Origin of the sequence: Paractinoplanes atraurantiacus (genome assembly GCF_900215205.1) — a bacterium.
In the GTDB taxonomy this organism is placed as follows: domain Bacteria; phylum Actinomycetota; class Actinomycetes; order Mycobacteriales; family Micromonosporaceae; genus Actinoplanes; species Actinoplanes atraurantiacus.
Genome location: NZ_OBDY01000009.1, coordinates 75,074 through 98,295, shown reverse-complemented (window position 1 = coordinate 98,295; position 23,222 = coordinate 75,074). Strand labels below are relative to the sequence as shown.

The following is a 23,222-nucleotide window of genomic DNA, read 5'->3' as shown; positions in this document are numbered from 1 at the left end:
GGTTCTAGCGTGATGGCATGCAGATCAACGGCAGCAAAGCTCTCGTCACCGGCGCCAACCGCGGCCTCGGCAAGGCCTTCGCCGAGGCCCTCCTCGCCCGCGGCGCCACCACTGTCTACGCCACCGCCCGGCGTCCCGACAGCATCGACATCCCCGGCGTCGTCGCCCTCCCGCTGGACATCACGGACACCGCCTCCATCGAGGCCGCCGCGGCCGAGATCGGCGACCTCGACATCCTCGTCAACAACGCCGGCATCTCCACCGACGCACCGCTGCTCGGCCCCTCGACGGACAACATCCGCCGCGAGTTCGAGACCAACTTCTGGGGCACCCTCAACGTCACCCGCGCCTTCGCCCCCCGCCTGGCCGGCGGCGCCATCCTCAACGTCATCTCGGCCCTGAGCTGGTACGCCTTCGCCCCCTCGAGCAACGGCTACGCCGCCTCCAAGGCCGCCGAATGGTCCCTCACCAACGGCATCCGGCTCGAGCTGGCCGACCAGAAGACCCAGGTCACCGCCCTGGCCCTGGCCATCGCCGACACCGACATGATGGCCGGCTACGACATCCCCAAGCTCCCGCCGAGCGAGGTCATCGCCTTGGCCCTGGACGGCCTGGAGGCCGGCAAGCTCGAGGTCATCGCCGACACCCCCACCGCCAACGTCAAGGCCTCCCTGTCCAAGGACCCGGCCCTCTTCTACGCCGACATCGCCGGTGCCCTCTTCGGCTAGCCGCTGCGGGGGACCACCACGACCGGAGACGGGCTCGGTGCTTCGGCGCTGCGAACATCGCAGCGCCGAACCCGCCTCTCAGGCGATCTGGCGAAGGTCGTTGCCGTAGTCGAAGATAATCCGCATTCGGGCGCCCAGCGCTCGCGCGTATCGGCTCAAGGTCGCGACCTCGTTGGTGTCGAGCTCGCCGTTCTCGATCTGACTGACCCGTCCGGGCGAGACGCCCATCAGCTCGGCCACCTGCCGCTGCGTCATGCCCAGCCGCTTGCGCTCCTCGGCGAGGTGATACGCGCTGACCCAGGCCTCGGTGCGTGCCCGCTCCACCGCCAAAGCCTCGTCGTCCCCGTCGTGCAGTTCCGCGCGAAGGTCTTCCCAGTCCTCGAACTCGCTCACGAGTCGTCCCTCCGATTTCTCTCTTCGGCCAACCAGGTTTCGTAAGCACCTTCGGCGACCGGAATTGCTTTCTTGTACCACCGGCTCCAGTCGCCGGCCTTGTTCCCGGCCACCAGCAGGACAGCCTGTGACCACGGGTCGAAGACAAACAGCACCCTGACAGCGACGTCCCGCCCTGAACGGGGCCGCCGGGCCGATCTCAGCCAACATGTCGATGGCCACGTTCACCGAACGGAACACATCCGGATCTGCCTGCCGCAACGCCCGTAGCCAAGCGCGCACGTCAGACGTGGTCTTGATTGACCAGCGTCGTGAGGCGTCCTGGGGTATGAGCAAACTATAGCTTGAGCTAAATAAGGAACGGAGGATTTCGTGCACGGCTCGCCAGGCACCAACCGACTCGGCTACCAAACAACGCCTCCGGTGCGGCGGCTGTCTCGTAAGCCCTTGTGCCCATGTGACAGTCAGCGGTCCGCAACCTGGGAACGTGCAGCAGCGCCCCCACGGATGGCGGGGGCGCTGCGGTGAGGCTCGCAGTTACCTGCGTGCGTTCCTGTGACGGGCTGCGTATCCGGGACTGCGGCGACCGCCGATGTACCAGGTGCCGCGATGCCGTCCGCCGTAGTTCGAGCGGATGTGCAAGCCGAGATGCCGGCCTCGGTAGGCCGAGGCGCTGTGCCGGCCACGGCGCCGGATCTGGAAGAACCGGCCAATCGCGGCGGGGCCGAGTACGAGAAGTATCTCGGCGGTGACGTGTGCGACCTGCGCCAGGTCGGCGACGGTGTCGAGGGACATGCGTTGTGCTCCAGCAGCAGTGGAGGGACAGGGCGCAGTCACCTCTTGGCGCTGATGTGCTGAAGAGAATGGGGTTACGTCGTGCGGGTGTCGACGATCTTTGTGCGGCGCGCGGAGTTATCGCAGGTGGCGGTCGAAGCGCTCCCTAGACACCTCGTCGAGCGGTGAGCCCGTCCCAACCGGGTCGGTCAGCGGGCAGTGAATGCGCTGCGAACCCGCGCGTGGCGAGGTCCACGCCTCAAGACCGCCAGCGCCTCGACCGCTGCAGCACGCGACCGCTACCGGGCGTTGTTCGAGAACGGCACCCTGGACGACGGCGATGGGGCCAACGACTGCCGGACTGCGCCAGGTCGCCGCTGGCTTCAACGAAGCAGCTCGATCGCCGCCATCCCTGATCAGTCAGGGAGGGCGGCGATCGTAGCTAGGCGCCTTCCTGGTCAGCCGCTGCGGGGGACCACCACGACGGGGAGGCGGGCTCGGCGGATCAGGCGGGTGGAGACGCCGCCCAGGAGGACCCGGCGGGCTGGGCCGTAGCCTCGGGAGCCGCAGAAGAGGATGTCCACGTCGGTCAGGGTGGCCAGCTTCTCGACCACGTCGCCCGACTCGATGCGCCAGTCGGTGCGGGCGTTCGGGACGGTTTCGGCGGCTCGGGACAGGGACTGCTCGTACGTCTCGCGGGCCGTTTCCAGGAACGCCCGCTCGGCGTCGTCGCCGATGAGGAAGGGCAGGGACGCGTCGGCCTCCGCCACCACCGTGTAAAGGCGCAGCTCGGCGCCCGTGCGGGCGGCCATCCGGGCCGCCTCCTCCAGGGCGCGCCGGCCGTCGGGGGTGTCCACGTAGGCCACCCCGACCCGGCCCAGCTTGCCCAGGGGGCCGGTCAGGCCGGACGGCGCCACCGCGACCGGGCAGAGCGTGCCGGCCAGCAGGCGCTCGGCCGTGCTGCCGCCGGCGCCGACCACCAGCAGCGAGGCCGCCTCCTGTTCGGCCAGGTCGTGCAGGCCGTGTGCGGCCGACGAGGACGCGATCAGGCGGTAGTCGGCCTCGACCGCCGCGCCCTCCAGCGCGGCCCGGGCGCCGTCGAGCACCAGCGTGGCCGCCCGGTGCCGGTCGGCCACCCATTCGGCGTCGACCCGGCCCGAGCCGAGGGCGGCCGGCGCCGGGTGCACCACGGCCACGATCAGGGGGACGCCGAGCGTCTGTGCCGTCCAACTGGCCAGGGTCAGCGCGTCCGTGCCGGACGCGCCGCCGTCGTATCCGGTGACGACCGGGCCGGTCATCTCGGCTCTCCCTCGTCGTCGGGGCCGCTCTCGTCGTGGTCGCGGGCCCAGCCCGGCGTGGACGAGGGCTCGGTGCGCAGGCGGGAGTTGCGGTAGCCGTACAGCCAATAAATGACCATGCCGATGGCCAGCCAGACGATGAACCTGATCCAGGTGTCGAGGGGCAGGTCGGTCATCAGGTAGACGGCGAACGCGATGCCGAGCAGCGGCAGCAGCGGCGACCACGGCACCCGGTAGGGCCGCGGCATGTCCGGCCGGGTGCGCCGCAGCACGATCACGCCGATGTTGACCAGGACGAACGCGAACAGCGTGCCGATGTTGACCAGCTTGACGATCTCGCTGAGCGGGATCAGCGCGGCCAGGATCGCGATCAGCACGCCGAGCACGATGGTGAGCCGGGCCGGCGTCCCGTACCGCTGGTTGACCTGGGCCAGCCGCTGCGGCAGCAGGCCGTCGCGGCACATGGCGAAGAAGATGCGGGTCTGCCCGTACATGATCACCAGAACCACGCTGGTGATGGCGACGACCGCGCCGAGCGACAGCACGGCCGCGGCCCAGCTGATGCCGGCGCCCTGGTCGAGGGCGGCGGCCAGCGGCGCGTCGCTCTCCTTCATCTGGTCGGGCGAGGCGATGCCGAGCGCGCCGACCGCGGTCAGCACGTAGAACACCGTGCAGATCAGCAGCGAGCCGATGATGGCCAGCGGCAGGTCACGCTCGGGCTTGCGGGCCTCCTCGCTGCCGGTGGAGACCGCGTCGAAGCCGATGTACGCGAAGAAGATGACCGCCGCGGCCGCTGTCACCCCGTCCACGCCCTCGGGGGCGAACGGCTGGAAGTTGCCGGTGCCGAAGTTGGCGAACGCGACCACGATGAAGAACAGCAGCACGGCCAGCTTGATGACGACCATCACCAGGTTGACCCGCGCGCTCTCGGTGACCCCGCGGACCAGCAGGAACGTGATCGCCAGGACGACGAAGACGGCCGGCAGGTTGAAGACGCCGCCGTCCTCGGGGGACTTCGCGATCGCGTCCGGCAGGGCGACGCCGAACGCCGAGTCGAGGAACGCGTTGAGGTTGCCGCCCCAGCCGACCGCGATGGCCGCGACCGACACCCCGTACTCGAGAATGAGGTCCCAGCCGATGATCCAGGCGACCAGTTCGCCCAGGGTCGCGTACGTGTACGTGTACGCGCTGCCCGCGACCGGGATGGACGAGGCCAGCTCCGCGTAGGACAGCGCGGAGAACGTGCACGCCACCGCGGCGAGCACGAAGGACAGGATGACCGCGGGCCCGGCGATGCCCGCCCCCTCGCCGATCACCACGAAGATGCCGGTGCCGATGATCGCTCCGACACCCATGGCGGTCAGCTGCGTCGCGCCGACCGCCTTCTTGAGACCGTGCCCCTCCTCCGCCGTCTCGGTGATCAGGGAGCGCACGTCTCTGACCGCGAAGATGCCCGGCCGTCCCGAAGTCGTCGCCATACCGCGTTCACCTCCCGCTATTGGTTCCCGCCGATGTAACGATGTGCCTACCGACAGTTGCGCGCAACTCCAGGACACGCACCGGCTGTCCGCTGTGGTGCCGGAAACACGCGGCAGCCTGCGAGGGTCCGTTCCGCCGGGGTACGGTGTGGCCACGGGAAAGAGAGGTTCTGCGCCATGGGCGAGGCGGTGATGACGACGCGGCGGCAGGCCGACGGCGCGATCGTCGTCGATGTCCGCGGCACTCTCGACGCCGCCACCGTCGGCGCCCTCCGCGAGATCCTGCTCGGCACCCTCCAGCGCGAGCGGCCGGTCACCCTGGTGGTCGATCTGACCTTCGTCACCTTCATGGACTCGCAGGGCATCGGCACCCTCGTCACCGGTCACAACGCGGCCCGCGAGGTCGGCACCCGGTTCATCCTGCGCAACCCGAGCGAGTTCGTGCACCGCCAGTTGCGCGTCACCGGCCTGACCGAGATGTTCGGCCTGCCGCCTTCTTCTTCAACGACGCAGACCTATACGCCCTGAGCGTTTAAAGTGCGGGGATGGAGCACTCGGCCGGCCGTGAACCCGACTGGCTGAGCATGCCCGCGGCGGCCGGGCGGTGGCACGAGCTCGACGTCAAGGCGCCGCAACTCGGCGCCGTGCTGGCCGTGCGGATCTGGACGCCGGCCCAGCGCACCGACCGGGTGCTGGTCGCGCACGACGGGCCCGACTACGACCTCCACGCCGGCCTCGGGCGCTACGTCGCCGCCTCGATCACGGCCGGGCGGATAGCGCCCTGCCGCCTCGTCCTGCTGCCCGCCGGCGACCGCTTCGAGTGGTATTCGGCCTCGCCCGCCTACGCCCGCAGCCTCAGCGGCGAGATCCTGCCCCAGGTGGCGGACGGGCCCGTGGTGGGCGTCGGGGCCAGCCTGGGCGCGCTGGCCATGCTGCACTGCCAGCGCCGCCACCCGGAGTCGTTCGCCGGGCTGTTCCTGCAGTCGGGCAGCTTCTTCCAGCCGCGGTTCGACAAGCAGGAGTCCGGCTTCGCGCGATGGCTGCGCATCGTGCGGTTCACGGGGCGGGTGCTGCGCGCCTCGCGCGGGCCGGGCGTGCCGGTGCCGGTCACGATGACCTGCGGCCGGGGCGAGGAGAACCTGGCCAACAACCGGAGCATGGCCGAGGCCCTGCGCTCGCAGGATTATCCGGTGGCATTCGCGGAAAACGAAGGTGGTCATGACTGGCCCGCCTGGCGGGACGCCCTGGATCCGCACCTCACCTCACTGCTGAACGGGCTTGAGAGGAGCCGCAGTGGCTGACGTAGAGCACACCATCGGACTGTTGCTGGGAACCGAGGACGACTGGCCGCGGGCCTACGAGGCACTGCTGCGGCGGATCGGGACGATCACCGGACCGGACGGCAAGACGCACCGGGTCAACACGGAGCGGGTCACCATCGAGCCGTTCAACCTGCGCGACCAGCCACGGCACGAGCTGGTGATCGACCGGCTCGCGTACTGGTACTACCACCCGCGCGAGTGGCTCAAGAAGATCGCGCTGATGGACGACGTGTACCTGCTGAACAGCCCGTTCACGTTCCAGTCGATGGAGAAGCACGCGGCGTACTGCGCGATGATGCGGCTCGGCCTCAAAGTGCCGGAGACGGTCCTCGTTCCGTACAAAAACCCTTTGGACAACAGCCGGTACGCCTACACGGCCGCCCGTTACAACCAGCCGTTCGACCTCGACCGTACGGCCGAGCAGGTCGGCTATCCGCTCTACATGAAGCCGTACGACGGCGGCGCCTGGGTCGGCGTCTCCAAGATCCGCAACCCGGACGAGCTGCACGCGGCCTACGACGCGTCGGGCGAGCGGCTGATGCATCTGCAGGCCTCGGTCGAGGGGTACGACGTGTTCGCGCGCTCGCTGAGCATCGGCCCCGAGACCATGGTGATGAAGTTCCGGCCCGACCAGCCGATGCACTCGCGGTACGAGGTCGACCACAGCTTCCTCTCGGCCGAGGTCGGCGACGAGGTGGTGACCATCTCGCGGCTGGTCAACGCGTTCTTCCGCTGGGAGTTCAATTCCTGCGAATCTCTCGTACGGGGCACCGACGTGCACCCGATCGACTACGCGAACGCCTGCCCCGACGTGGCGATCACCTCGCTGCACTACTACTTCCCGTGGGCGATGGCGGCGCTCGCGCGCTGGACCATCTACTGCGTCGTCACGGGCCGCCGTCCGCGGCTGGACACCGACACCTCGGCCTATTTCGAGATCTCGGACGACAGTTCTTTGTCGTACGCCGAGAAACTGGGCGAATATCGGCGGCTGGCCGACGCGCACTTCGAGGTCGACCGCTACCGGGACTTCTGCGCCTCCTACCTGGGGCACGTGGACGAGATCGTGCACGACTGGGTCACGTCCGAGGAGTTCCGGTCGCTGCTGCGCGAGACGGTCCGCGCCACCTATCCGGTTCACGAGCACGAGAGGTTCCTCGCACATTTCGGCGGCCTGATCGACGCCTGGCAGCGCGATCATGTCGTACCCCCGGCCTAGTCTTTCGGATGTGCGGATCCGTCTCGAAGGACACGACCTGCCCGGTGCCCGGGCCGGTTCCTCCGCGCTGCGCCTCGCCAATGTCCACGTGGGGGTGCAGCGCAAGGCCGTGGCCGAGCTCCTGGTCCCGGCCTGGGCGCCGTCGGCCACCTGGGATCTCACGGTCGACGCGCGCGAGGTCGACGATCTGCTCGACGTCGGCGGGCCGTGGGTCCACGGCCGGCCGGGTGCCCGGTTCCTCTATCTGACCTGGGGAAACGTCGTTGGGGACACGTTCGAGATGTTCCGGCGGGCCAAGCTCATGTTCGGCGACGTTCCGACGGCGGTGCTGCGGGAGGCGTACGAGGGAAAGGTGTTGATCGGCTCCTTGGGGCTGACCGACGCCCACGGTGACCCGGTGTGTGCGCGGGTGCGGCCCGAGTGGAGCGTGGGATGACCGACGTCGCCCAGGCCACCGTGCGGGTGCTGCACGGGTTCGTCGGGCGTGACGGCTCGCTGGCGCTGTGGGGCGAGAGCTCCATGCCGGGCTCGCACGCGGGCCCGCCTTCGCGTGGTGGCGGCCATCCGTTCGCGCTGCCCGCCGGCCTCCTGCCGGCCGGTGACGCCCGCCCGGCGGCGACGCTCGTGCTGCCCTCGACCAGCGCCGGGCCGCTGCCGTCGCCCCAACTGGGCCTGCCGCCGCGGCGCGGGACGCCACGGCTGCGGGCCTGGCCGGTGCCGGCGGTGACCGTGCCGTTCCTCGACGACGACCTCGCCGACTCGTGGGACGGGCGGCTCGGGCAGTCGGTGCTGTGGATGGTCGAGTTGTGCGCGTTCGCGGCCGACCTCGTGCGGCGCGGGCGGGTGCTGCCGGCGGTCCAGCCGCACGGGCCCACCGCGCGCTGGCGGCCCGTGCTGACCGGCTTCGACGCCCACCACCAGGCCGACCTGCTGCGCCGGATGCCCGCGGCGGCCCGGGCCGAGCGGTCCCGGCCCGGCGACGTGGCCGGGCTGCCGGCGCCGGACGCGCTGGCCGCGGCGCTCGACCGCCTCGTCGACGGCCTGGTCCGGACCCGGCTGGCCGAGGCCGGCGTGTGCATCGGCGACGGGTGGCTGACCGCGCTGACCGACGACCCCCGCTTCATCGCCGCGCCCGCCCTCGCCGACGACCTGGCCGACAAGCTCGACGCCTGGCACGCGGGGGCCGTCTCCGGCGCGGCCGTGCGGCTCTGCTTCCGGCTCAGCCACATCACGCAGGAGGGCGAGGAACCCGACGCGGTCAACCCGGCCGGCGCGCCGCCGCGCGAGGCCTGGCAGCTGGAGTTCCTGCTCCAGGCCGTCGACGAGCCGAGCGCCCTGGTGACGGCGGCCGACATCTGGCGCGACTCGTACGCGCCGCTGCGCCGCTGGACCCGCCACCCGCAGGAAAGGCTGCTGGGCGGGCTCGGGCGGGCGGCCCGGCTCTACCCCGACCTCGAGGCGGCGCTGCGCGTGCCCCGGCCGGTCGACATGGTCCTCGACACCGAGGAGGCCCACCGGTTCTTGAGCCACGCGGCCACGCTCGAGGAGGCGGGCTACGGCGTGCTGCTGCCCGCGTGGTGGCGGCAGCGGCCCGGGCTCGGGCTGGGCCTCAACCTGCGGCCGCGCGACACGGTGCCGGCGGTGCTGCGCGACCAGGCGGCCGACCTGGGCCACATGGTCGACTACAACTGGGGGCTGGCGCTCGGCGGGGAGATGCTCACCGAGGCCGAGGTGACCGATTTGGCCCGGGCCAAGGTGCCGCTGGTGAAATTGCGCGGCCGCTGGGTCTACCTCGACGCGGAGAGGCTCGACGCCGGGCTGCGGTTCCTGGCCCGCGGCGGCGGCACGATGACCGCCGGCGACGCGCTGCGCACGATCAAGCTGCTGCCGCCCGAGGAGCTGCCGCTGCCGGTCACCGCCACCTCCGGGTCGGGGTGGATGGCCGACCTGCTCTCGGGCGACCTCGAGCACCGGCTGACCCTGCTCGACCCGCCGTCTGCGCTCGCCGGCGCGCTCCGTCCGTACCAAATCAGGGGTTTCTCCTGGCTGGCGTTCCTGGACGGCCTCGGACTGGGCGCCTGCCTGGCCGACGACATGGGCCTCGGCAAGACCGTGCAGTTGCTGGCCCTGCTGCTGCACCGGCGCTCCGGGCCGGCGCTGCTGATCTGCCCGCTCTCGGTGCTCGGCAACTGGCAGCGCGAGATCGCCCGCTTCGCGCCGTCGCTGAGCGTGGCGGTCCTGCACGGCACCGACCGAGACGTCGCGCTGGAGGCCGACATCGTCCTGACGACGTACGCGACGGCGGTGCGCGACGCCGATCGGCTCGCGGGCGTGCAGTGGGACAGGGTGGTGCTCGACGAGGCGCAGAACGTCAAGAACAGCGCGGGCGCCGGAGCGAAGGCGGTGCGGCGCTTCCCGGCCCGGGTGCGGATAGCGCTGACCGGCACCCCGGTGGAGAACAGGCTGGCCGAGCTCTGGTCGATCCTCGACTTCGTCAATCCCGGCGTGCTGGCCTCGGCCCACACGTTCCGGGCCCGCTTCGCCGTGCCGATCGAGCGGTACGCCGACGAGGAGGCGGCGGCCCGCCTGCGCCAGGCCACCCGGCCGTACCTTCTGCGCCGCGTCAAATCCGACCCGATCATCGTCGACGAGCTGCCCGACAAGCGCCACGTGCGGCACCTGTGCGGCCTGACCGGCGAGCAGAGCACGCTCTACAAGGCGATCCTGGAGGAGATGACCAACCGGCTCGACGAGTCGACCGACCGCTGGAACAAGGGCATCGTGCTGGCCGGCATGACCAAGCTGAAACAGGCCTGCGTCCATCCGGCCCTGCTGCTCGGCGACAACTCGCCGCTGCCCGGGCGCTCCGGCAAGCTCGAACGCCTCGAGGAGATCGTCGACCAGGCGCTGGCCCAGGGCGAGAGCCTGCTGTGCTTCACGCAGTTCGCCCGCTTCGGCTCGATGCTCACCCCCCATCTGGCCGCCCGTTTCGGCGTGCCCGTCCGCTACCTGCACGGCGGCACACCGCGAGCGGCCCGCGACGAGATGGTGGCGGCCTTCCAGGCGGACACCCGCCCCGGGGTCTTCGTCCTGTCGCTGAAGGCGGGCGGCACGGGCCTCAACCTGACGGCGGCCAACCACGTGGTGCACGTCGACCGCTGGTGGAACCCGGCGACGGAGGAGCAGGCCACCGATCGGGCTTTCCGGATAGGCCAGACCAAGGACGTACGGGTCCACACCCTCGTCTGCCTGGGCACCTTGGAGGAGCGCATCGACCGCCTGCTGGCCGACAAGGGAGTCCTGGCGGCCCGCGTGGTCGGCAACGGCGAGGGGTGGCTGACGTCGCTGTCCACCACCGAGCTCCGCGACTTGCTGATCCTCGCCCCGGAGGCCATCAGTGACTGACTTCTTCGCTCTTCACCTTGCGCCTGCGGCGCCCACCCTTTTACCCTTTGCCTTGGGGGTCAGCGCCCCACCCCGTCACCTTTTGCTTCGGGCGTCAGCGCCCCCACCCCCTCACCCTTCGCTTCGGGGGTCAGCCTCTCCGCCCAACTCACCCCTCGCCTCGCAGGTCAGCGCTTCCACCCCACCCGCCCCTTGGGGCTTGCGATGAGTGACGAGCGGTTGTCGCTGGCGTTTCTCGGGACCTTCGAGTCGCTGCGGATGGGGCCGACCTTTGCGCGCGGGCGACGGGACGAGCGGGCTGGGCACGTGCGGAGCCTGACCATCTCGGGGAGCCTCGTGGTGGCGCTGGTGCGAGGGCCGGATGATCCGGTGGCCTTCCGGTCGCGGATCGCGCTGCGGGCCTTCGGGGCTTCGGAGTGGGCCCGGGTCGAGGAAGACCTGGTGCGGGAGGCGCGGTTCGCGGCCGATCTGCTCGCCGGGCGGATGCCGCCGGGCATCGGGCGGGTGTTCCAGGCGGCCGGGCTGTCGCTGGTGCCGTTGTCGCTCGACGAAGTGGCGATGGACTGCACGTGTGAGCGGTGGCCCATGCCGTGTGTGCACCTCGCGGCGACCAGCTATGCGCTGGCGCGCAGCTTCGAGGAGGACCCGTTCGGGGCTTTCACGTGGCGCGGCCGCGGCCGCGACGAGCTGTTGCTGCGCTTGCGCGAGCTGCGCAGCGCCCGCGCTGTCACCGGTGATCCCGCCGCAGCCGGCAGGTCCCTCGCGGCCGACGGCTTCGCTTCATCGGACGAAACCGGAGCGGAGGAGGGCGTCACCGATCTGGGTGACGGGCTGGGGGATCCGGCGGCGTTCTGGGGGGAGGGGCTTCCTCCGGCGGCGGCGCCGGTTGGAGGGCGTCCGGGGGCCGTGAGCAGGCCGGATGCGCTCCTCGACCAGCTTGACCCGCCCGGGGTGGCCCAGGACGGGCGCCCGATTTCCGACCTTTTGCGCCCCGCGTACCTCGTCCTGCCCGAAGAGTAGCGGGAGTCCGTTCTCCCACGATCGGGTTACACGTTCCGAAACCGGCCCGTGACATTCCGTACTCGTGATCTCCTTCTTGGGACACAGCGTTTTGTCAAGAGAAGGTGTGACATGAACCGAATCTCCCGAATGCTCATGGTTTCCGGTCTGGGTGTCGTCGCGGCCGCCACGCTGGGCGCTGGTCCGGCCATGGCCGCCACGGGCAGCAGCACGAACGCTGCCGGGCAGGCGACCACGAACCAGGCCAAGCACTGGGACGACGATGACGAGCGCGTCGTCGGCTACTACCGCGACTACCGTCGCTGCGTCATCGCCGGCCGCATCGGCGAGCGCTTCGACCGCTGGGACGACGCCGAGTGCGTGCCGGTCGGCGGCTTCCACCGTCGCTGGGCCCTGGTGGTCGAGGACAACGACGACTGGGACGACTGGAGCGACAGCTGGTACAACTGGGACCGCGACGACTTCGGCGACCGTGGCCCGGGCTACTACAACCGGTACCACCACCACCGTCACCACAAGCACAAGTTCTGACCGACCCGGTCAGTAAGCACCACATCGAGCCACGGCCCCACAGGGCCGTGGCTCGACCCATTCCCGCTTCCGGGGGCGACCCCCCGGACACCCCACGGTGCCGTGGTCACCCTGCGGCGGTCCGGCGCCGGGGCAGTGAGTGACTGGGCGCCGAGCTCCGACACCCCCGTCAAATGTGGCACTGCGCGAACCGCGGGTCGCTCCACTGTCGCCCCGGGGCATATGTGGTAGATGGGTACATGCCCAAGAGTCGTGGTCGTCCCGCGGGACGAGGTAAGCCGAGCCGTCCGCAGCGCCCGGTGCGTGAGCTGCGGTTGTCGGACCGGTTGATGCGTGACGCGGTCACGATCGTGTCCGAGGACAGTGTGCTCGAGGTCGAGCGGTGGGCCAGTGGGTGGCTCGGCGCGGCATGGTCGGCGGCCGGGCTCGGTGAGCGCGAGCCGGAGAAGATGTTCCACCTGGAGGTGGTGGGCCGGGCGTCGACCCGGCCGTCACCGCACGGGCTGGCCGCGGTGGCGGCGCTGCGCCGTGTCGCCGCTCCTGGCGAGTGGTCGCTGCTGGACGGCACGTTGGAGATCTTGTCGGAGAGCCAGCCTGTGCCCTCGTGGTTCGAGGCGCCTGTCTTCGAGCCGGTTCGGGCGTGGCGGGCGGTGGATGTCTGGGACAGCGAGCACGTGCTGTTCGTCGAGTTCGCCGGGCAGACGCCGCACACGTTGATGGCGCAGATCTCCCTCGCCGGCGGTGTGCTGGTGGACAGACTGGCGGTACTGCAGCCCGGGGCTGCGGAGACCTGGGATCGGCTGCGTGAGCCTGGCGAGGTACCGATGCCGGCCGTCGAGTGCCCGGTCGAGGTGGCGCTGGCGGAGCTGGCGGACGCGTTGCGGACCACGGATATGACCTGGCCCCGCCGCGATGACGAGGACTTCCTCGATCTTCGGGCGCTGGCCTGGTCACGATGCCTTCCGCACCTACCGGACTTCCGTGAATGGCAGCCGATGGGCGATGAGGAACGGCAACGACTGCTGGACGGGTTCGCGCCGCTGGACGACACGGTCGCCAGGTCGCTGGCCGATCTGTTCCTGGATTACGGCGACGGCTACATGATCAGCGGCCCGTTGTGTTGGAGCCCAGGACAGGTCGGCTTGTTCCTGGCCGACTGGCTGCCGCGCAAGGCGGCGCTGGACGCCGAACAGCGCGCCGCGCTGCCGGACGTGTTACGGCGCTGGATCCGGTACGCCCTGGAACGCCGTGCGGTCGACTCGGAGTGGATCGGTCCTGTGGTCGAGGCTGTCGACACGTTTCTTCCCGTGTTCGAGGAGGCGTTCGACGACACGGCGACGTGGGGGCCGGCCAAGCAGATCGCCGCGGAGTTGACGGCCCGCGGTGTCGATCTCTCTGACTCGGAAGCCGTCGAGGACGCGATGCGGGGACTCAACGCCGAGCGCCTCGCTCGACATCTGACCGACTGATCACCCGAACGAGGCGCTCCGTGCCGGTCTGACTCCGGCAGCTCATAGGTTGGTGACATGTCGACGTCTGATGCCGCGCTGCTCCGACGGGCCGGTGACCTCAAGGGTGAGCTGGTGGCGTTTTCTCAACAGCCCCGCTACGACCGGGCTGCGTCGAGTTTTCTGGTCGAGTACGGCAGCGGCCTGGAGGACGCCGATGAGCAGCGGTGGATGCTGCTCTGGGACTGTTTCGTGCTGGAGTATCGGCTGGCGAACGGCCTGACGGTGGTGGAGCAGTTCGTGGAGGCCCGGCCGGATTTGCTGGAGGTCGAACGGGAGATGGTGCTCGGCTGGCGCGATGTGCTGCAGGGCCCGTTCGAGGTGCGGCGCAAGGACGGGTCTGCCATCGTGGTGGAGAGCCTGGTCGACGACCTGACCTATCGGGTCCGATCGAACATGGGCCCGGCCGTTTTCAAGCAGATGCCGCGCGGCTCGTTCATCATCGCGCGGCTGGTCGCGGTCGGCGACGAGTGGATGCTGAGCGGGCCGGTACAGATCCTGCGCGGGAGCGAGAGGGACATCGCCTATCAGCTCGCGCTGGACATGTCGTTGCGTACGCCGCAAGCGGTGTTCCGGAATCCGGACAAGGTGGCACTGGCGTGGGAGCACCAGCGTGCTGACCGAGCCCGGTTCGTCGAGTTCTTCGGCACCGACCTGCTGGTGGTTCCGGGGGACCAGGCCCAGGAGCGGCTCGACGGCTACTACACGTACTGCCGTGACGAGGTTCTCGGGCCGGACCCGAAGGAGGTCCCTCCAGCGGTATCGATGTCATTGCCGCCGGAGGTGACCGATGCGGAGACGGTGGCGCTGATCTACGACGAGACGGATGGACTCGGCTTCTACGCGGAGTTCGGCCTCGTGGAGGAAGCGTTCGCGAACCCCGACCTGCTGCGACGTCGCCGGTGGCGCGAGCAGACGCTGGCCTATATCGAGGACGACAGTGTGGAGCCGATGGTCCTGCGTCGGCTGGCGGCGAGGAATTCCGAGAAGGCGAGTGTCGTGTTCCGGGGGCTGCTGAAACGGCCGCGGTTCGACTGGCGCCGCGACGGTGAGGCGCTGATGCGTGAGGTAAAGCCGGGCTATTTCGATCGGCCGCCGCGCCCGCGGGTCAGTCCGCTCAGCGAGCGCTTAGCAGAGTTCGCCAAACGCTGCTGAACCTGGCTTTAGGCCGCCCACGCCATACAAGAGTATGGTGATTTTATGGCGGCGAAGAAGGTAACGGTGACGCTCCCGGAGGAGTTGGTCGAGGCTCTCGGGTCGGCAGCGCGCGAGGACGGGGTTCCGTTGTCGCGGCTGGTGGCGAGCGCGGCGGAGAGCGAACTCCGGCGACGGGTGGGCCGGAGGGTCGTCGCCGAGTGGCAGGCCGAGCATGGAGCGTTCACGCTAGAGGAACTGGCGGCAGCACGGGCGGAGATGGCTGCGGCGGACGCGGAAGCCTTTGATGTCTCTGGGCCGGCGGCAGCGTGAGTATTCCGTACGTGTACGATGCCGGCGTGCTGCTGGCGATCGACGGCAACGATCGGCGGATGTGGGTCATCCATCACCTGGCGCTGGAAGAGGGGCGTCGTCTGCTCGTTCCCGCCGTCGTCGTGGCCCAGGCCTGGCGGGATGCCCGTCGGCAGGTACAGCTCGGGAGATTCCTGCACAGCTGCGAGGTGCTCGCGGTAGGCATGGAGACGGCGAAAACGGCCGGCGTGCTGTGCGGTAAGGCGAGCACCCGCGACATCGTCGACGCCACGGTGGTGACGGTGGCGCTGGCTTATGGGGCAATCGTGTTCACCAGCGATCCAGACGACATCACTCACCTGGCTGCTGCGGCCGAGGTCAAACCGGGATTGGTCGTACGCCGAGTATGACCTGACGGCCCGGGCGTCCGCGGCGTGCCTCGGCTATCGTTTCTCGCCGCTGACCCGCGGCCGGGTGCCCGCGGACGTGGGCGCGACGATGCTGGCGGCTGTACGCCCGGGAGTCCCGTTTAAGAAACTTTAAGGAACGCTTGCTCAGCGTCATGAACTGCTGCACATCGTTGCTCGTATATCTCGGCACAAGCAGTACGGGACGAAGAGGGAGCCGTGCATGTATCGAGGCGGAGTCAGCAGCTATCGACGCGGAGTCAGCAGCCGGACGCGCAAGCTGGTGATTGGAGGTGCCGCCGCAGCGCTGCTCGGCTCGGCTCTCGCGGTCGGCACGGGGATGAGCCAGGCCGCCGAACAGGGTAACGCCGGAGCCGGCTCCGGTAACATCAACGCTTTGGTGCCGGCGTTGGGTTTCAGCCCGGGTGATCCGAACGCGACGGCCGACCGCGTCGGTCCCACCGGGGTGAATGTTCCCGGTCGCTGCCCACCCACTCAAGCCCAGGTGAACGCGCAGGTGGCGCTCAAGAATGCGAGCCTTCCGAGTGGGACGGACCTTGAGAGCCGCATCCAGCGTTTCGAAAAGACCTTGTCGGCGATTCAGGACTTGAAATGCCCCGCATCGTCCACGACTTTGCTGGGCCGTTTGAATTCCTTGACCGCGCTGCGCGCTAACGCGAACCGCGATGACGTCCTGCGTGGTTTGGGTTTGAACGAAACGCCAGCCGATAAAGCCGCCGCCACAGGATCCGGTGACGCGGCTGCGGGTGGAGCGACGGGGAACGCCGGAGCCAGCTCAGGTAATATTGACGCTTTGGTGCCGGCGTTGGGTTTCAGCCCGGGCGATCCGAACGCGACGGCCGACCGCGTGGGCCCAACCGGGGTAAATGTTCCCGGTCGCTGCCCACCCACTCAAGCCCAGGTGAACGCGCAGGTGGCGCTCAAGAATGCGAACCTTCCGAGTGGAACGGACCTTGAAAGCCGCATCCAACGTTTTGAAAAGACGCTGTCGGCGATTCAAGACTTGAAGTGTCCCGCGTCTTCCACGACTTTGCTGGGCCGCTTGAATTCTTTGACCGCGCTGCGCGGAAACGCAAACCGCGATGACGTCCTGCGTGGTTTGGGTTTGAACGAAACGCCAGCGGGATAAAGCTGCAGGGACAGCGGTAACCTGATCCTTCGAGGATCCTGATCCACCGCACGGAACCGCCTCGCCGGAGGCCCTCGCACCACGGGGGTCTCCGGCGCGTCCGTGTGTGGGCCGTGCGTGCGGTGATCTTCGGCTACTTCGGCACGCTGACCGGCCCCAGCGCCCGAGCTACTCGGCGTCCGCCGGCCACGGTTCTGGGAGGCGCTGACCACGAGCTTCGGCGAGCGCACCATCGGGGTTCACGGCGGCACGGAGAGCACGCTGAGGGCGGTGGCGCGTTCCTGCGGAGCGAACCCGTCGTCCGAGGCTCCCCTGAGCAGCTCAGCGCTGATGTCCGACCGGAGGTCGTGGCGTTGTCTCGCGCGATGCCGCCGGCATGATCGACGACTGCTATGGCGGATAAGCGCCGGAGACGCCGATTGCGTGATCGGCCAGGCGCTTGAGCGTGTGCTCTGCCGGCTGCGGCGTACCACTGCACCGAAACCAATCCTCTTCGCCTGGTCGAAGGGGATTCGAACTCACGATTACGGTGCGGTGGGGGCAGCCCGGCGAGGACGCCACGAAGCCGTTCGGCCTCGGTCTAGTCCTTTGGCCAGGCGGCAATGACAACCCGACCGGGGTTCGTGCCGGCCAGGCGCATAAGTCCACCACACTGACGCGTGCGCCGGGCGCCTGGTTCGGGCAACCGGCCTGAGCACCACATTAATGCTCGTCTCAGATTCGCTAGGTACGAAGTCGGCGTCAAATAAGCGAGGTAATCCGTCGGCAGGAGGCTAGTGATGACAGTGGATGCAGTGCCGTCAGGGAAAGCGCCGCCCGGGCTATCAAAGGTCGGGGCGTCCGCCATGGCTCTGGTGGGGGCGTACCCGGTCGCCGCCGGTGGGTCGCATCGCAGGCACGCGGGCGAGCGGTTCCTCGACCCCGGGCACGACGCGAAGACCCCTGGTCCCGGCCGGCAGTGCTTCGGTGGGTCCGGCGCCGAGGTCGCACAGGGTGACACGGCTCGGGTGCAGACCGGGGCGACGGTGCAGACCGGGGCGACGGTGCAGACCGGGGCGACGGTGCAGACCTGGGCGACGAAGGCTCGATCTGAATTCGCAGACGGATGCCGTACGGAAGAGGGACTGATATGAAGCCCATGGGACGCCGCGGCTTCCTGGCCGCTGCCACGGCACTCGGTATCGGTGCCGGCGTGTCCTCGCATGCCATTGCCTCGGCAGCGAGCGACAACAAGAAGACTCCGGACAAGACTGCGGACATCTACCAGCGGGACCGGGACCTGCCCTTCATCGGCGCGGAGGAGACATTTTCGACGCCCGCGTTGTTGAAGCTGAACTCCATCAATGAGGATCACATAGCGTTCCTCGAGGAAATCGGTCTCGCGGATCTGGGCCAACGCCGCATCGGCGACATGGACGCGGGGGGACTCAACGTTCAAATCCTCTCTGCTCATACACCGTCCGTACAGAATGTCCCGGGGCGAAAGGGCATCGACTTTGCCTATCGTCTCAACCGGCAACTTGTAGAAGGGCCGATCGCCAAATATCCGGGCCGCTTCAAGGCTTTCGCCACCTTGCCCTTGCAGAGCCCGGAGGCGGCGGCGGACGAACTGGAACGCTCGGTTCGGGAGGATGGCTTCCTGGGCGCATTGACCAACGGGCACATCACGAAGAAGTATCTCGATCATCCCGATTTCGAGCCTGTGCTGGCACGTGCCGTTGCTCTCGATGTGCCGATCTACCTGCATCCCGGTTATCCAGCTGACGAGATCTTCCAGATTCTCTACAGCACCACACGGTCGCAATACGCCGAAGAGTTCCAGCCCTACATTTTCAGCGGGTCGGGATACGGCTGGCACCAGGAGGTGCTGACCCAGTGCATCCGGATGATCACGTATGGGGTTTTCGACAGATTCCCCAAACTGAAGATCATCATCGGCCACATGGGCGAAGGTCTTCCCTTCTACTACGAGCGGATCGTCAATGACATGGGCGAGCCGACCGAAAACTCGCTCAAGAAGCCCTTCGGGCAATACTTCCAGGACAACTTCTGGTTCACCACCAGCGCATTCCCCCAGACCGAACTGCTCGATCTCCTGCTGAAGCACATAAGTGTGGATCGGGTGATGTTCGCAACCGACTACCCGTTCGCGGACATCAAGGCGCAGACCGACTGGTTCCGCGGAGTCGATCTGCCCCGGGAGGACAAGGAGAAGATCGCGTTCCGAAATGCAGAGAGACTGTTCAGAATGAAAGTGCCCGTGAAGTGAAGCTCCGGCGTCGGCAGCAGTAGCGCGGGGGACGGCCAGTCCTCACGCTTCAAATCCCTTCACCCACCGCCGCTCAGCCGTTGAAGGTGTTGTGCTGGAGGTTGTGGTCGCCGATCTGCAGACCCCGGACATTCTCCAGCCGGACGTCGCGTCCGGCGGCCGGGTTCGGTGATCGGCCGGCCCGCCGGTCCAGCAGGGCGTAGAGGACCTCGGCCGAGGCGCGGGCCGCGAACCGCTTGTAGCGGTCGTCCTTGGCCGGGTCGGCGTGGTCCATGACGCCCTTGACCACCAGCCAGTCCGGCACACCCTGGGTCTCGGCCACGGTGGCAATGGTCGCGGCCTCCATGTCCAGGCCGGTGACAGTGCGTACGCCCATCGCCGACAGCCGCGCCCAGGCTTCGCCGTCCTTGGCCACGTAGCTCCCACTGGCCATGGGCGCCACCGCCACCGCGAACGGCAGCTTCGCGGGCCCGTACACATCGTCGTAGCGGGCGCGCTCGATGAACGTGCGGCCCTCCTCGGTCAGCACCCACTGCACCCCGGGCCGGACGATGTGCCCCCGGGCCTCGATCGCCTGTGGCCGTTGCGGCCACGTGCCGGGTGGGAAGTAGCGTTCGAACGCCGGGTGCTTCACCGGGTCCTGATCGAGGAGCAGCCGCTCCAGCAACCAGAGGGCGGCCTCCTCCTCGGTTGCGGGGCCGTAGCTGGGCAGCCCGCTCGGAGGATTCAGCTCCTGCGCGGCGCGGATCCACTTCTGGTCGAGTTGGTACTGCCGGTGGTCGCCGACGAAACCGTCCCTGGTCTGCTTGCCTTCGTCGTACTCGTACGTCATCTCGGCCACCACCACATCGCCCAGCGCGACCTGGCCCGGATTGCCCGTGCAGACGCCGGGCATGCCCAGGCAGCCCGGACGCAGCCGGTCGACCAGCGCAGTGGCCGCGACCCCGGTCGGGCGGCCGCTCATCCGAACCGGCCGGGCGAGCGCCACCGACAACCGCCGACCGTCGGAGCATCGGTACTCGCCCCGGAGGTAGGGATGCGGGTCGTTCTCGTCGTGGAGCGTCCAGTCCTCGACGCCGGCCTTGGCGGCCTCGGGCTCCAGCGGGATCGCCGCGACGATCAGAACGTCGATCGGGTCCATGTCATCTCCATCGTCACCACTCGATCCCGCGGCGCCGGACCTCGGCATCGTGCTCGTGCTCGCGGCTCTCCTGCTCGTACGTCTCGGCCAGTTGCCGGAGAATCCGTTGCGACCGAGGCCAGCCCTCGGCCTGTCGTTCGTACTCCCGATAGCGCTCGACGAGCGTCCGTTCCTGAGTGCCCCCGTCCCGGGCGCCTCGCCACGTCACCCCGCGCCGGTTGTAGAGACCACCCCAGAGGCCACTGTCCATCGCGGCGCTGCCGGCGTCCTCCAGCACCTCGCGCACGGCGAGCGGTGGCACTGAGCCGTCGTCGCCCGGCTCGGCGAAAGCGAGGACGGCGCCGATCTTCCCGTCGGCGAGGCGCAGCCGGCCCGAGGCCGACAGCCGTCGCCTCACCTCCTCGACCCAGGCCGCGAGGGCCTCGGCGTCGATGGTCCCGTCCGGGCCGGTGCCCGGGCAGCGGCGCCAGGACCGCAGGACCTGGGAGATGGCGCGGATCCGGGCGACCTGGTCCGGATCGTCGACGGTCTCGTCGGAGCCCTCGGCCCGGAAAGCCGTCTCGACGAGCTCGGCGAAGAAGGCGGGGTCCTCGGCGAGTCGGGCGTGGATGGTCGGCGTGCGGGCGTCGTGCCGCAGGAGGAGGACGAGGCTCAGCTCGATCTCGGTCACCCGATGCGCTCCGAGCGTGTCCCGGTGGCGTTCGAGCAGCTCGACGACGAGCTGCAGCTCGTACCCGGACAGCTGGCGGTCCTGTTCCGCCGATTGGGCATATCCCTCACAGGCGTTGGCTGCCTCGGCGGCGACCTCGGGCGTGTCGACCTGTTCGGCGTACATCGCGATCAGATCCAGGGCCGCCGAGAACCGGCCCACGCCGATCAGGCCGGCCGCCGCCTTCGCGACCCCGGCGAACTCCGGGCCGAGCCCGTTGATCCCAAACTCGCTCCAGTAGACGGCGGCCGCCTCGGGGCTGGGATCGGTGTTCTCCGGGTCGCGCCGCGCCAGCAGCAGCCTCGCCCGTGCAGTCGGATCCGAGGTGCGGTCGAGGTAGTCGGCGCCGCCCCGGATCCGCAGCGCGAAGTACTCGAACGCGATGTCCGGCCGGCTCGCCGGGCGGTCCTCGGACAGCCAGGTCAGCAGCACGTCGTCGTGCTCGGTGGACGACTGGGCGAGGGCGGCCCCGATCAAGTCGCCGTTCCCGGTCCGGTCGGCGAGCACCACCAGCGCGTCGAGACCGCCGCAGGCCAGGATCCGCGCCATCGCCTCGGTTCGCAGCCGCGACAGCTCGGTGAAGTACTCCGCGCTCGACCGTCTTCTCGTGACACCCTCCAGCTGCGGCCACCGGTCGCCGAACAGCCAGAACGTCCGGTCGGCCGGTTGCGCCGGCGCGAGCGCGTCGGCGGCCTGCCGGAACGGCGCGAGCTGGTCGGCCGACATGGCCCAGGGCGCCTCGCCGACGCCGGTGTGCAGCGCGATCAGTTCGCGCAGCGCCTCGGACAGGCGCCGCCGCATGTCCTGGTCGTCGACCGATCCGGACAGGGACGTCAGCCGTTCCATGAAGTCGAGGCGCTGGTCGTCGGGCAGGTTGTCGGACAGCGGGATGAGAGCGAGGAAGCGCTCGGGGTCGTCGCCAAGGTCCTCCAGGGCCAGGCCGGTGACGTCCCGGAGGGCGGCGTAGGCCTCGGCCGGCGGCGGTGCGCCCGGTATCGGCCAGTCCCGCAGGAGCGGCGTCGGGTGGACCGTGCCGACGGGTCCGTGCCGGGCCGACCGGAGCAGGTCGAGCAGCAGCGTCCGACCGACGTCGGGCTCGTCGCGGAGCATCCGCTTCAGGGCGCGTAGCCGGACCGGCCGTGGTGCGTTGGTCTGCGGCCACGTGACCTCGAAGATCTCGGTAAGCGAGCGACCCGCGTCGGTCGGGGCCCGCCGGGCCAGAACCTCGACCGCACCGGAGAAGTGCTCGGTCGACCAGGCCACGAGTTCCAGCCCCTCCCGGGAGTAGGAGTTCCCGGACCGCATGGCGTCGAGGAATGCGTCCGGGGACGCCTCGGCCAAATACGTGACCACGTCGGCGAGGGAAGCGTCGGCCTGAGCCAAGACCTCGCGGACCACCCGGTGCGCGAGGCCGGCCGAACCACCGCGGACCGCGAGGATGACCAGGGACCCCGCGATGCCGCGCCGGATCGCCACCGACCCGCCGCGTGAGCTGAGGACGCGGATCGCCAGATCGGCGAAAGCCGCCAGATCGTCCTGGGTGAGGCCGGGCGCCAACAGGACGATGGTGTCCTCAGGCGCCTGCACGTACCACCGCTGGCCCAGATGCCCGAGCAACGCCGAGTCCGGATCCGCGGCCGCCCGGGCGGCGATCTGGGCCACCTCGGTGTCGTCCACTCCGGTGAACGCGCTGACGATCGCGCGGTCACCGGCGTGATCGCCGTGCCAGCCGCCCAGCAGCGCCAGCCGCCGGAGGCGAATATCGGCCGACCGGGCCCAGGGCGGGATGGCGAGCGAGCGGTGTCTTGCCAGGGCCCGCCACAGCTGGCCCAGCCCGCGCCGGGCGAGGACGCCGAGGGAGCGTGCCCGGTCCGGCTCAATCGAGGCCGCGGACAGGTGTCGCTCGACCTCCTCCTCGTCGAGCGCGGACACTGTCACGGCCGGGCTCGGCACGTGCCTGCCGTACACCAGGATGGTGTGCGGGCGCCGGAGCGGGATCTCGTTCAGCGGCACGCTGGTCGGCACGGCCAGGTTTCGAGGCTCCTGCTCGGCCAGGTGGGCGCGGAGGGCCGCCTGATCGTCAACCAGCAGTGTGCGGTCGCCCAGCGGTGTGCCGTTCAGGGCCGCCGCGATGAACGCCTTCAGCTCCAGCGAGCCCAGCTCGCCCCCGACCTCGACGACGGCCGGGCCGGCGTCGAGCGCAGCGCGCAGAGCGGCGGCCTGCTCCTGGCGCCCGGCCAGCACGATCTCCGCGCCGAGGGGAGGGTCGGTGAACGGCAACCACGTGTCGTTCCACCACTCCGTCAGCAGCACGCCGGGCGTGGGGAGCCCGTAGAAGTGGTTGTGCTGAGTGTTGCCGTCGCCGACCTGCACGCCGGAACTGTTGCTGATCATCGGGTCCCATTGTCCCAGGCGCGAGCATTT

General features: G+C 69.4%; 22 protein-coding genes. 15 read left to right on the top strand and 7 right to left on the bottom strand.

Going from position 1 to position 23,222, the window contains the following annotated elements:
- The first annotated feature begins 17 nt into the window (after nt 1-17).
- The gene (locus tag CRP55_RS21555; RefSeq protein WP_097321928.1) at nt 18-728 is read left to right on the top strand and encodes an SDR family oxidoreductase; all 711 of its coding nucleotides are present in this window, start codon (nt 18-20) and stop codon (nt 726-728) included.
- Nucleotides 729-806: 78 nt separating this feature from the next.
- Here CRP55_RS21555 and CRP55_RS21550 read toward each other — a convergent pair whose 3' ends face one another.
- From CRP55_RS21550 to CRP55_RS21530, 5 genes are all read right to left on the bottom strand, one after another.
- Nucleotides 807-1,121: a transcriptional regulator gene (locus CRP55_RS21550; RefSeq protein WP_097321927.1), complete on the bottom strand. Its 315-nt coding sequence runs from the start codon at nt 1,119-1,121 to the stop codon at nt 807-809.
- Entirely contained in the window at nt 1,118-1,234 is a 117-nt protein-coding gene (locus CRP55_RS54785; RefSeq protein ID WP_342751563.1) for a hypothetical protein, read from the bottom strand. Before CRP55_RS54785 ends, CRP55_RS21550 begins: the two co-directional genes overlap by 4 nt.
- A gap of 424 nt (nt 1,235-1,658) precedes the next feature.
- The gene (locus CRP55_RS21540) at nt 1,659-1,916 is read right to left on the bottom strand and encodes a hypothetical protein (RefSeq protein ID WP_097321926.1); all 258 of its coding nucleotides are present in this window, start codon (nt 1,914-1,916) and stop codon (nt 1,659-1,661) included.
- Between the two features lie 437 nt (nt 1,917-2,353).
- A complete protein-coding gene (locus tag CRP55_RS21535; protein ID WP_097321925.1) occupies nt 2,354-3,193 on the bottom strand; it encodes a universal stress protein in 840 nt (279 codons plus the stop codon).
- Nucleotides 3,190-4,671: an amino acid permease gene (locus tag CRP55_RS21530; RefSeq protein ID WP_097321924.1), complete on the bottom strand. Its 1,482-nt coding sequence runs from the start codon at nt 4,669-4,671 to the stop codon at nt 3,190-3,192. Before CRP55_RS21530 ends, CRP55_RS21535 begins: the two co-directional genes overlap by 4 nt.
- Nucleotides 4,672-4,848: 177 nt before the next feature.
- On the opposite strand from CRP55_RS21530, the gene CRP55_RS21525 reads away from it, so the two are divergent.
- The 14 genes from CRP55_RS21525 to CRP55_RS21460 all read left to right on the top strand — a co-directional run bounded on the left by CRP55_RS21525 (nt 4,849) and on the right by CRP55_RS21460 (nt 18,948).
- On the top strand, nt 4,849-5,199 hold the full coding sequence (locus tag CRP55_RS21525) for an STAS domain-containing protein (RefSeq protein WP_097321923.1): 351 nt from the start codon (nt 4,849-4,851) through the stop codon (nt 5,197-5,199).
- A gap of 17 nt (nt 5,200-5,216) precedes the next feature.
- Complete coding sequence (locus tag CRP55_RS21520; protein WP_097321922.1) at nt 5,217-5,972, top strand: alpha/beta hydrolase; 756 nt, start codon at nt 5,217-5,219, stop codon at nt 5,970-5,972.
- Complete coding sequence (locus tag CRP55_RS21515) at nt 5,965-7,212, top strand: ATP-grasp domain-containing protein (RefSeq protein ID WP_097321921.1); 1,248 nt, start codon at nt 5,965-5,967, stop codon at nt 7,210-7,212. The genes CRP55_RS21520 and CRP55_RS21515 overlap by 8 nt, the downstream gene beginning before the upstream one ends.
- Before the next feature lie 10 nt (nt 7,213-7,222).
- Nucleotides 7,223-7,648: a DUF5990 family protein gene (locus CRP55_RS21510; RefSeq protein WP_245923258.1), complete on the top strand. Its 426-nt coding sequence runs from the start codon at nt 7,223-7,225 to the stop codon at nt 7,646-7,648.
- Nucleotides 7,645-10,617: a DEAD/DEAH box helicase gene (locus CRP55_RS21505; RefSeq protein ID WP_097321919.1), complete on the top strand. Its 2,973-nt coding sequence runs from the start codon at nt 7,645-7,647 to the stop codon at nt 10,615-10,617. The genes CRP55_RS21510 and CRP55_RS21505 overlap by 4 nt, the downstream gene beginning before the upstream one ends.
- Before the next feature lie 204 nt (nt 10,618-10,821).
- Nucleotides 10,822-11,637: an SWIM zinc finger family protein gene (locus CRP55_RS21500; RefSeq protein WP_097321918.1), complete on the top strand. Its 816-nt coding sequence runs from the start codon at nt 10,822-10,824 to the stop codon at nt 11,635-11,637.
- Between the two features lie 111 nt (nt 11,638-11,748).
- On the top strand, nt 11,749-12,168 hold the full coding sequence (locus CRP55_RS21495; protein ID WP_143234796.1) for a hypothetical protein: 420 nt from the start codon (nt 11,749-11,751) through the stop codon (nt 12,166-12,168).
- Nucleotides 12,169-12,407: 239 nt separating this feature from the next.
- Complete coding sequence (locus tag CRP55_RS21490; RefSeq protein ID WP_179855281.1) at nt 12,408-13,637, top strand: hypothetical protein; 1,230 nt, start codon at nt 12,408-12,410, stop codon at nt 13,635-13,637.
- Nucleotides 13,638-13,694: 57 nt separating this feature from the next.
- On the top strand, nt 13,695-14,831 hold the full coding sequence (locus CRP55_RS21485) for a hypothetical protein (RefSeq protein ID WP_097321916.1): 1,137 nt from the start codon (nt 13,695-13,697) through the stop codon (nt 14,829-14,831).
- 45 nt (nt 14,832-14,876) lie between these two features.
- Nucleotides 14,877-15,143 carry a ribbon-helix-helix domain-containing protein gene (locus tag CRP55_RS21480; protein WP_097321915.1) on the top strand — a complete coding sequence of 89 codons (267 nt, stop codon included), beginning with the start codon at nt 14,877-14,879 and terminating at the stop codon, nt 15,141-15,143.
- Complete coding sequence (locus tag CRP55_RS21475; protein ID WP_097321914.1) at nt 15,140-15,532, top strand: type II toxin-antitoxin system VapC family toxin; 393 nt, start codon at nt 15,140-15,142, stop codon at nt 15,530-15,532. The genes CRP55_RS21480 and CRP55_RS21475 overlap by 4 nt, the downstream gene beginning before the upstream one ends.
- A gap of 220 nt (nt 15,533-15,752) precedes the next feature.
- Entirely contained in the window at nt 15,753-16,679 is a 927-nt protein-coding gene (locus CRP55_RS21470) for a hypothetical protein (protein WP_097321913.1), read from the top strand.
- 845 nt (nt 16,680-17,524) lie between these two features.
- On the top strand, nt 17,525-17,812 hold the full coding sequence (locus tag CRP55_RS53165; protein WP_097321912.1) for a hypothetical protein: 288 nt from the start codon (nt 17,525-17,527) through the stop codon (nt 17,810-17,812).
- Nucleotides 17,809-18,948 (top strand): amidohydrolase family protein, encoded by a 1,140-nt coding sequence (locus tag CRP55_RS21460; protein ID WP_097321911.1) that lies wholly within the window; start codon nt 17,809-17,811, stop codon nt 18,946-18,948. The genes CRP55_RS53165 and CRP55_RS21460 overlap by 4 nt, the downstream gene beginning before the upstream one ends.
- 73 nt (nt 18,949-19,021) lie before the next feature.
- On the opposite strand, the gene CRP55_RS21455 is transcribed toward CRP55_RS21460, so the two are convergent.
- Nucleotides 19,022-20,089, bottom strand: a complete 1,068-nt coding sequence (locus tag CRP55_RS21455) for a nucleoside phosphorylase-I family protein (RefSeq protein ID WP_097321910.1) — start codon at nt 20,087-20,089, stop codon at nt 19,022-19,024.
- Nucleotides 20,090-20,102: 13 nt separating this feature from the next.
- Nucleotides 20,103-23,192 carry a hypothetical protein gene (locus CRP55_RS53960; protein ID WP_097321909.1) on the bottom strand — a complete coding sequence of 1,030 codons (3,090 nt, stop codon included), beginning with the start codon at nt 23,190-23,192 and terminating at the stop codon, nt 20,103-20,105.
- Between the last annotated feature and the right edge of the window lie 30 nt (nt 23,193-23,222).

Bases quoted from the DNA above. Each gene is read 5' to 3' on its own strand.
- CRP55_RS21555 (WP_097321928.1), top strand. From the start codon at position 18: ATGCAGATCAACGGCAGCAAAGCTCTCGTCACCGGCGCCAACCGCGGC.
- CRP55_RS21540 (WP_097321926.1), bottom strand. From the start codon at position 1,916: ATGTCCCTCGACACCGTCGCCGACCTGGCGCAGGTCGCACACGTCACC.
- CRP55_RS21535 (WP_097321925.1), bottom strand. From the start codon at position 3,193: ATGACCGGCCCGGTCGTCACCGGATACGACGGCGGCGCGTCCGGCACG.
- CRP55_RS21530 (WP_097321924.1), bottom strand. From the start codon at position 4,671: ATGGCGACGACTTCGGGACGGCCGGGCATCTTCGCGGTCAGAGACGTG.
- CRP55_RS21525 (WP_097321923.1), top strand. From the start codon at position 4,849: ATGGGCGAGGCGGTGATGACGACGCGGCGGCAGGCCGACGGCGCGATC.
- CRP55_RS21520 (WP_097321922.1), top strand. From the start codon at position 5,217: ATGGAGCACTCGGCCGGCCGTGAACCCGACTGGCTGAGCATGCCCGCG.
- CRP55_RS21505 (WP_097321919.1), top strand. From the start codon at position 7,645: ATGACCGACGTCGCCCAGGCCACCGTGCGGGTGCTGCACGGGTTCGTC.
- CRP55_RS21500 (WP_097321918.1), top strand. From the start codon at position 10,822: ATGAGTGACGAGCGGTTGTCGCTGGCGTTTCTCGGGACCTTCGAGTCG.
- CRP55_RS21495 (WP_143234796.1), top strand. From the start codon at position 11,749: ATGAACCGAATCTCCCGAATGCTCATGGTTTCCGGTCTGGGTGTCGTC.
- CRP55_RS21490 (WP_179855281.1), top strand. From the start codon at position 12,408: ATGCCCAAGAGTCGTGGTCGTCCCGCGGGACGAGGTAAGCCGAGCCGT.
- CRP55_RS21485 (WP_097321916.1), top strand. From the start codon at position 13,695: ATGTCGACGTCTGATGCCGCGCTGCTCCGACGGGCCGGTGACCTCAAG.
- CRP55_RS21480 (WP_097321915.1), top strand. From the start codon at position 14,877: ATGGCGGCGAAGAAGGTAACGGTGACGCTCCCGGAGGAGTTGGTCGAG.
- CRP55_RS21470 (WP_097321913.1), top strand. From the start codon at position 15,753: ATGTATCGAGGCGGAGTCAGCAGCTATCGACGCGGAGTCAGCAGCCGG.
- CRP55_RS53165 (WP_097321912.1), top strand. From the start codon at position 17,525: ATGGCTCTGGTGGGGGCGTACCCGGTCGCCGCCGGTGGGTCGCATCGC.
- CRP55_RS21460 (WP_097321911.1), top strand. From the start codon at position 17,809: ATGAAGCCCATGGGACGCCGCGGCTTCCTGGCCGCTGCCACGGCACTC.
- CRP55_RS21455 (WP_097321910.1), bottom strand. From the start codon at position 20,089: ATGGACCCGATCGACGTTCTGATCGTCGCGGCGATCCCGCTGGAGCCC.
- CRP55_RS53960 (WP_097321909.1), bottom strand. From the start codon at position 23,192: ATGATCAGCAACAGTTCCGGCGTGCAGGTCGGCGACGGCAACACTCAG.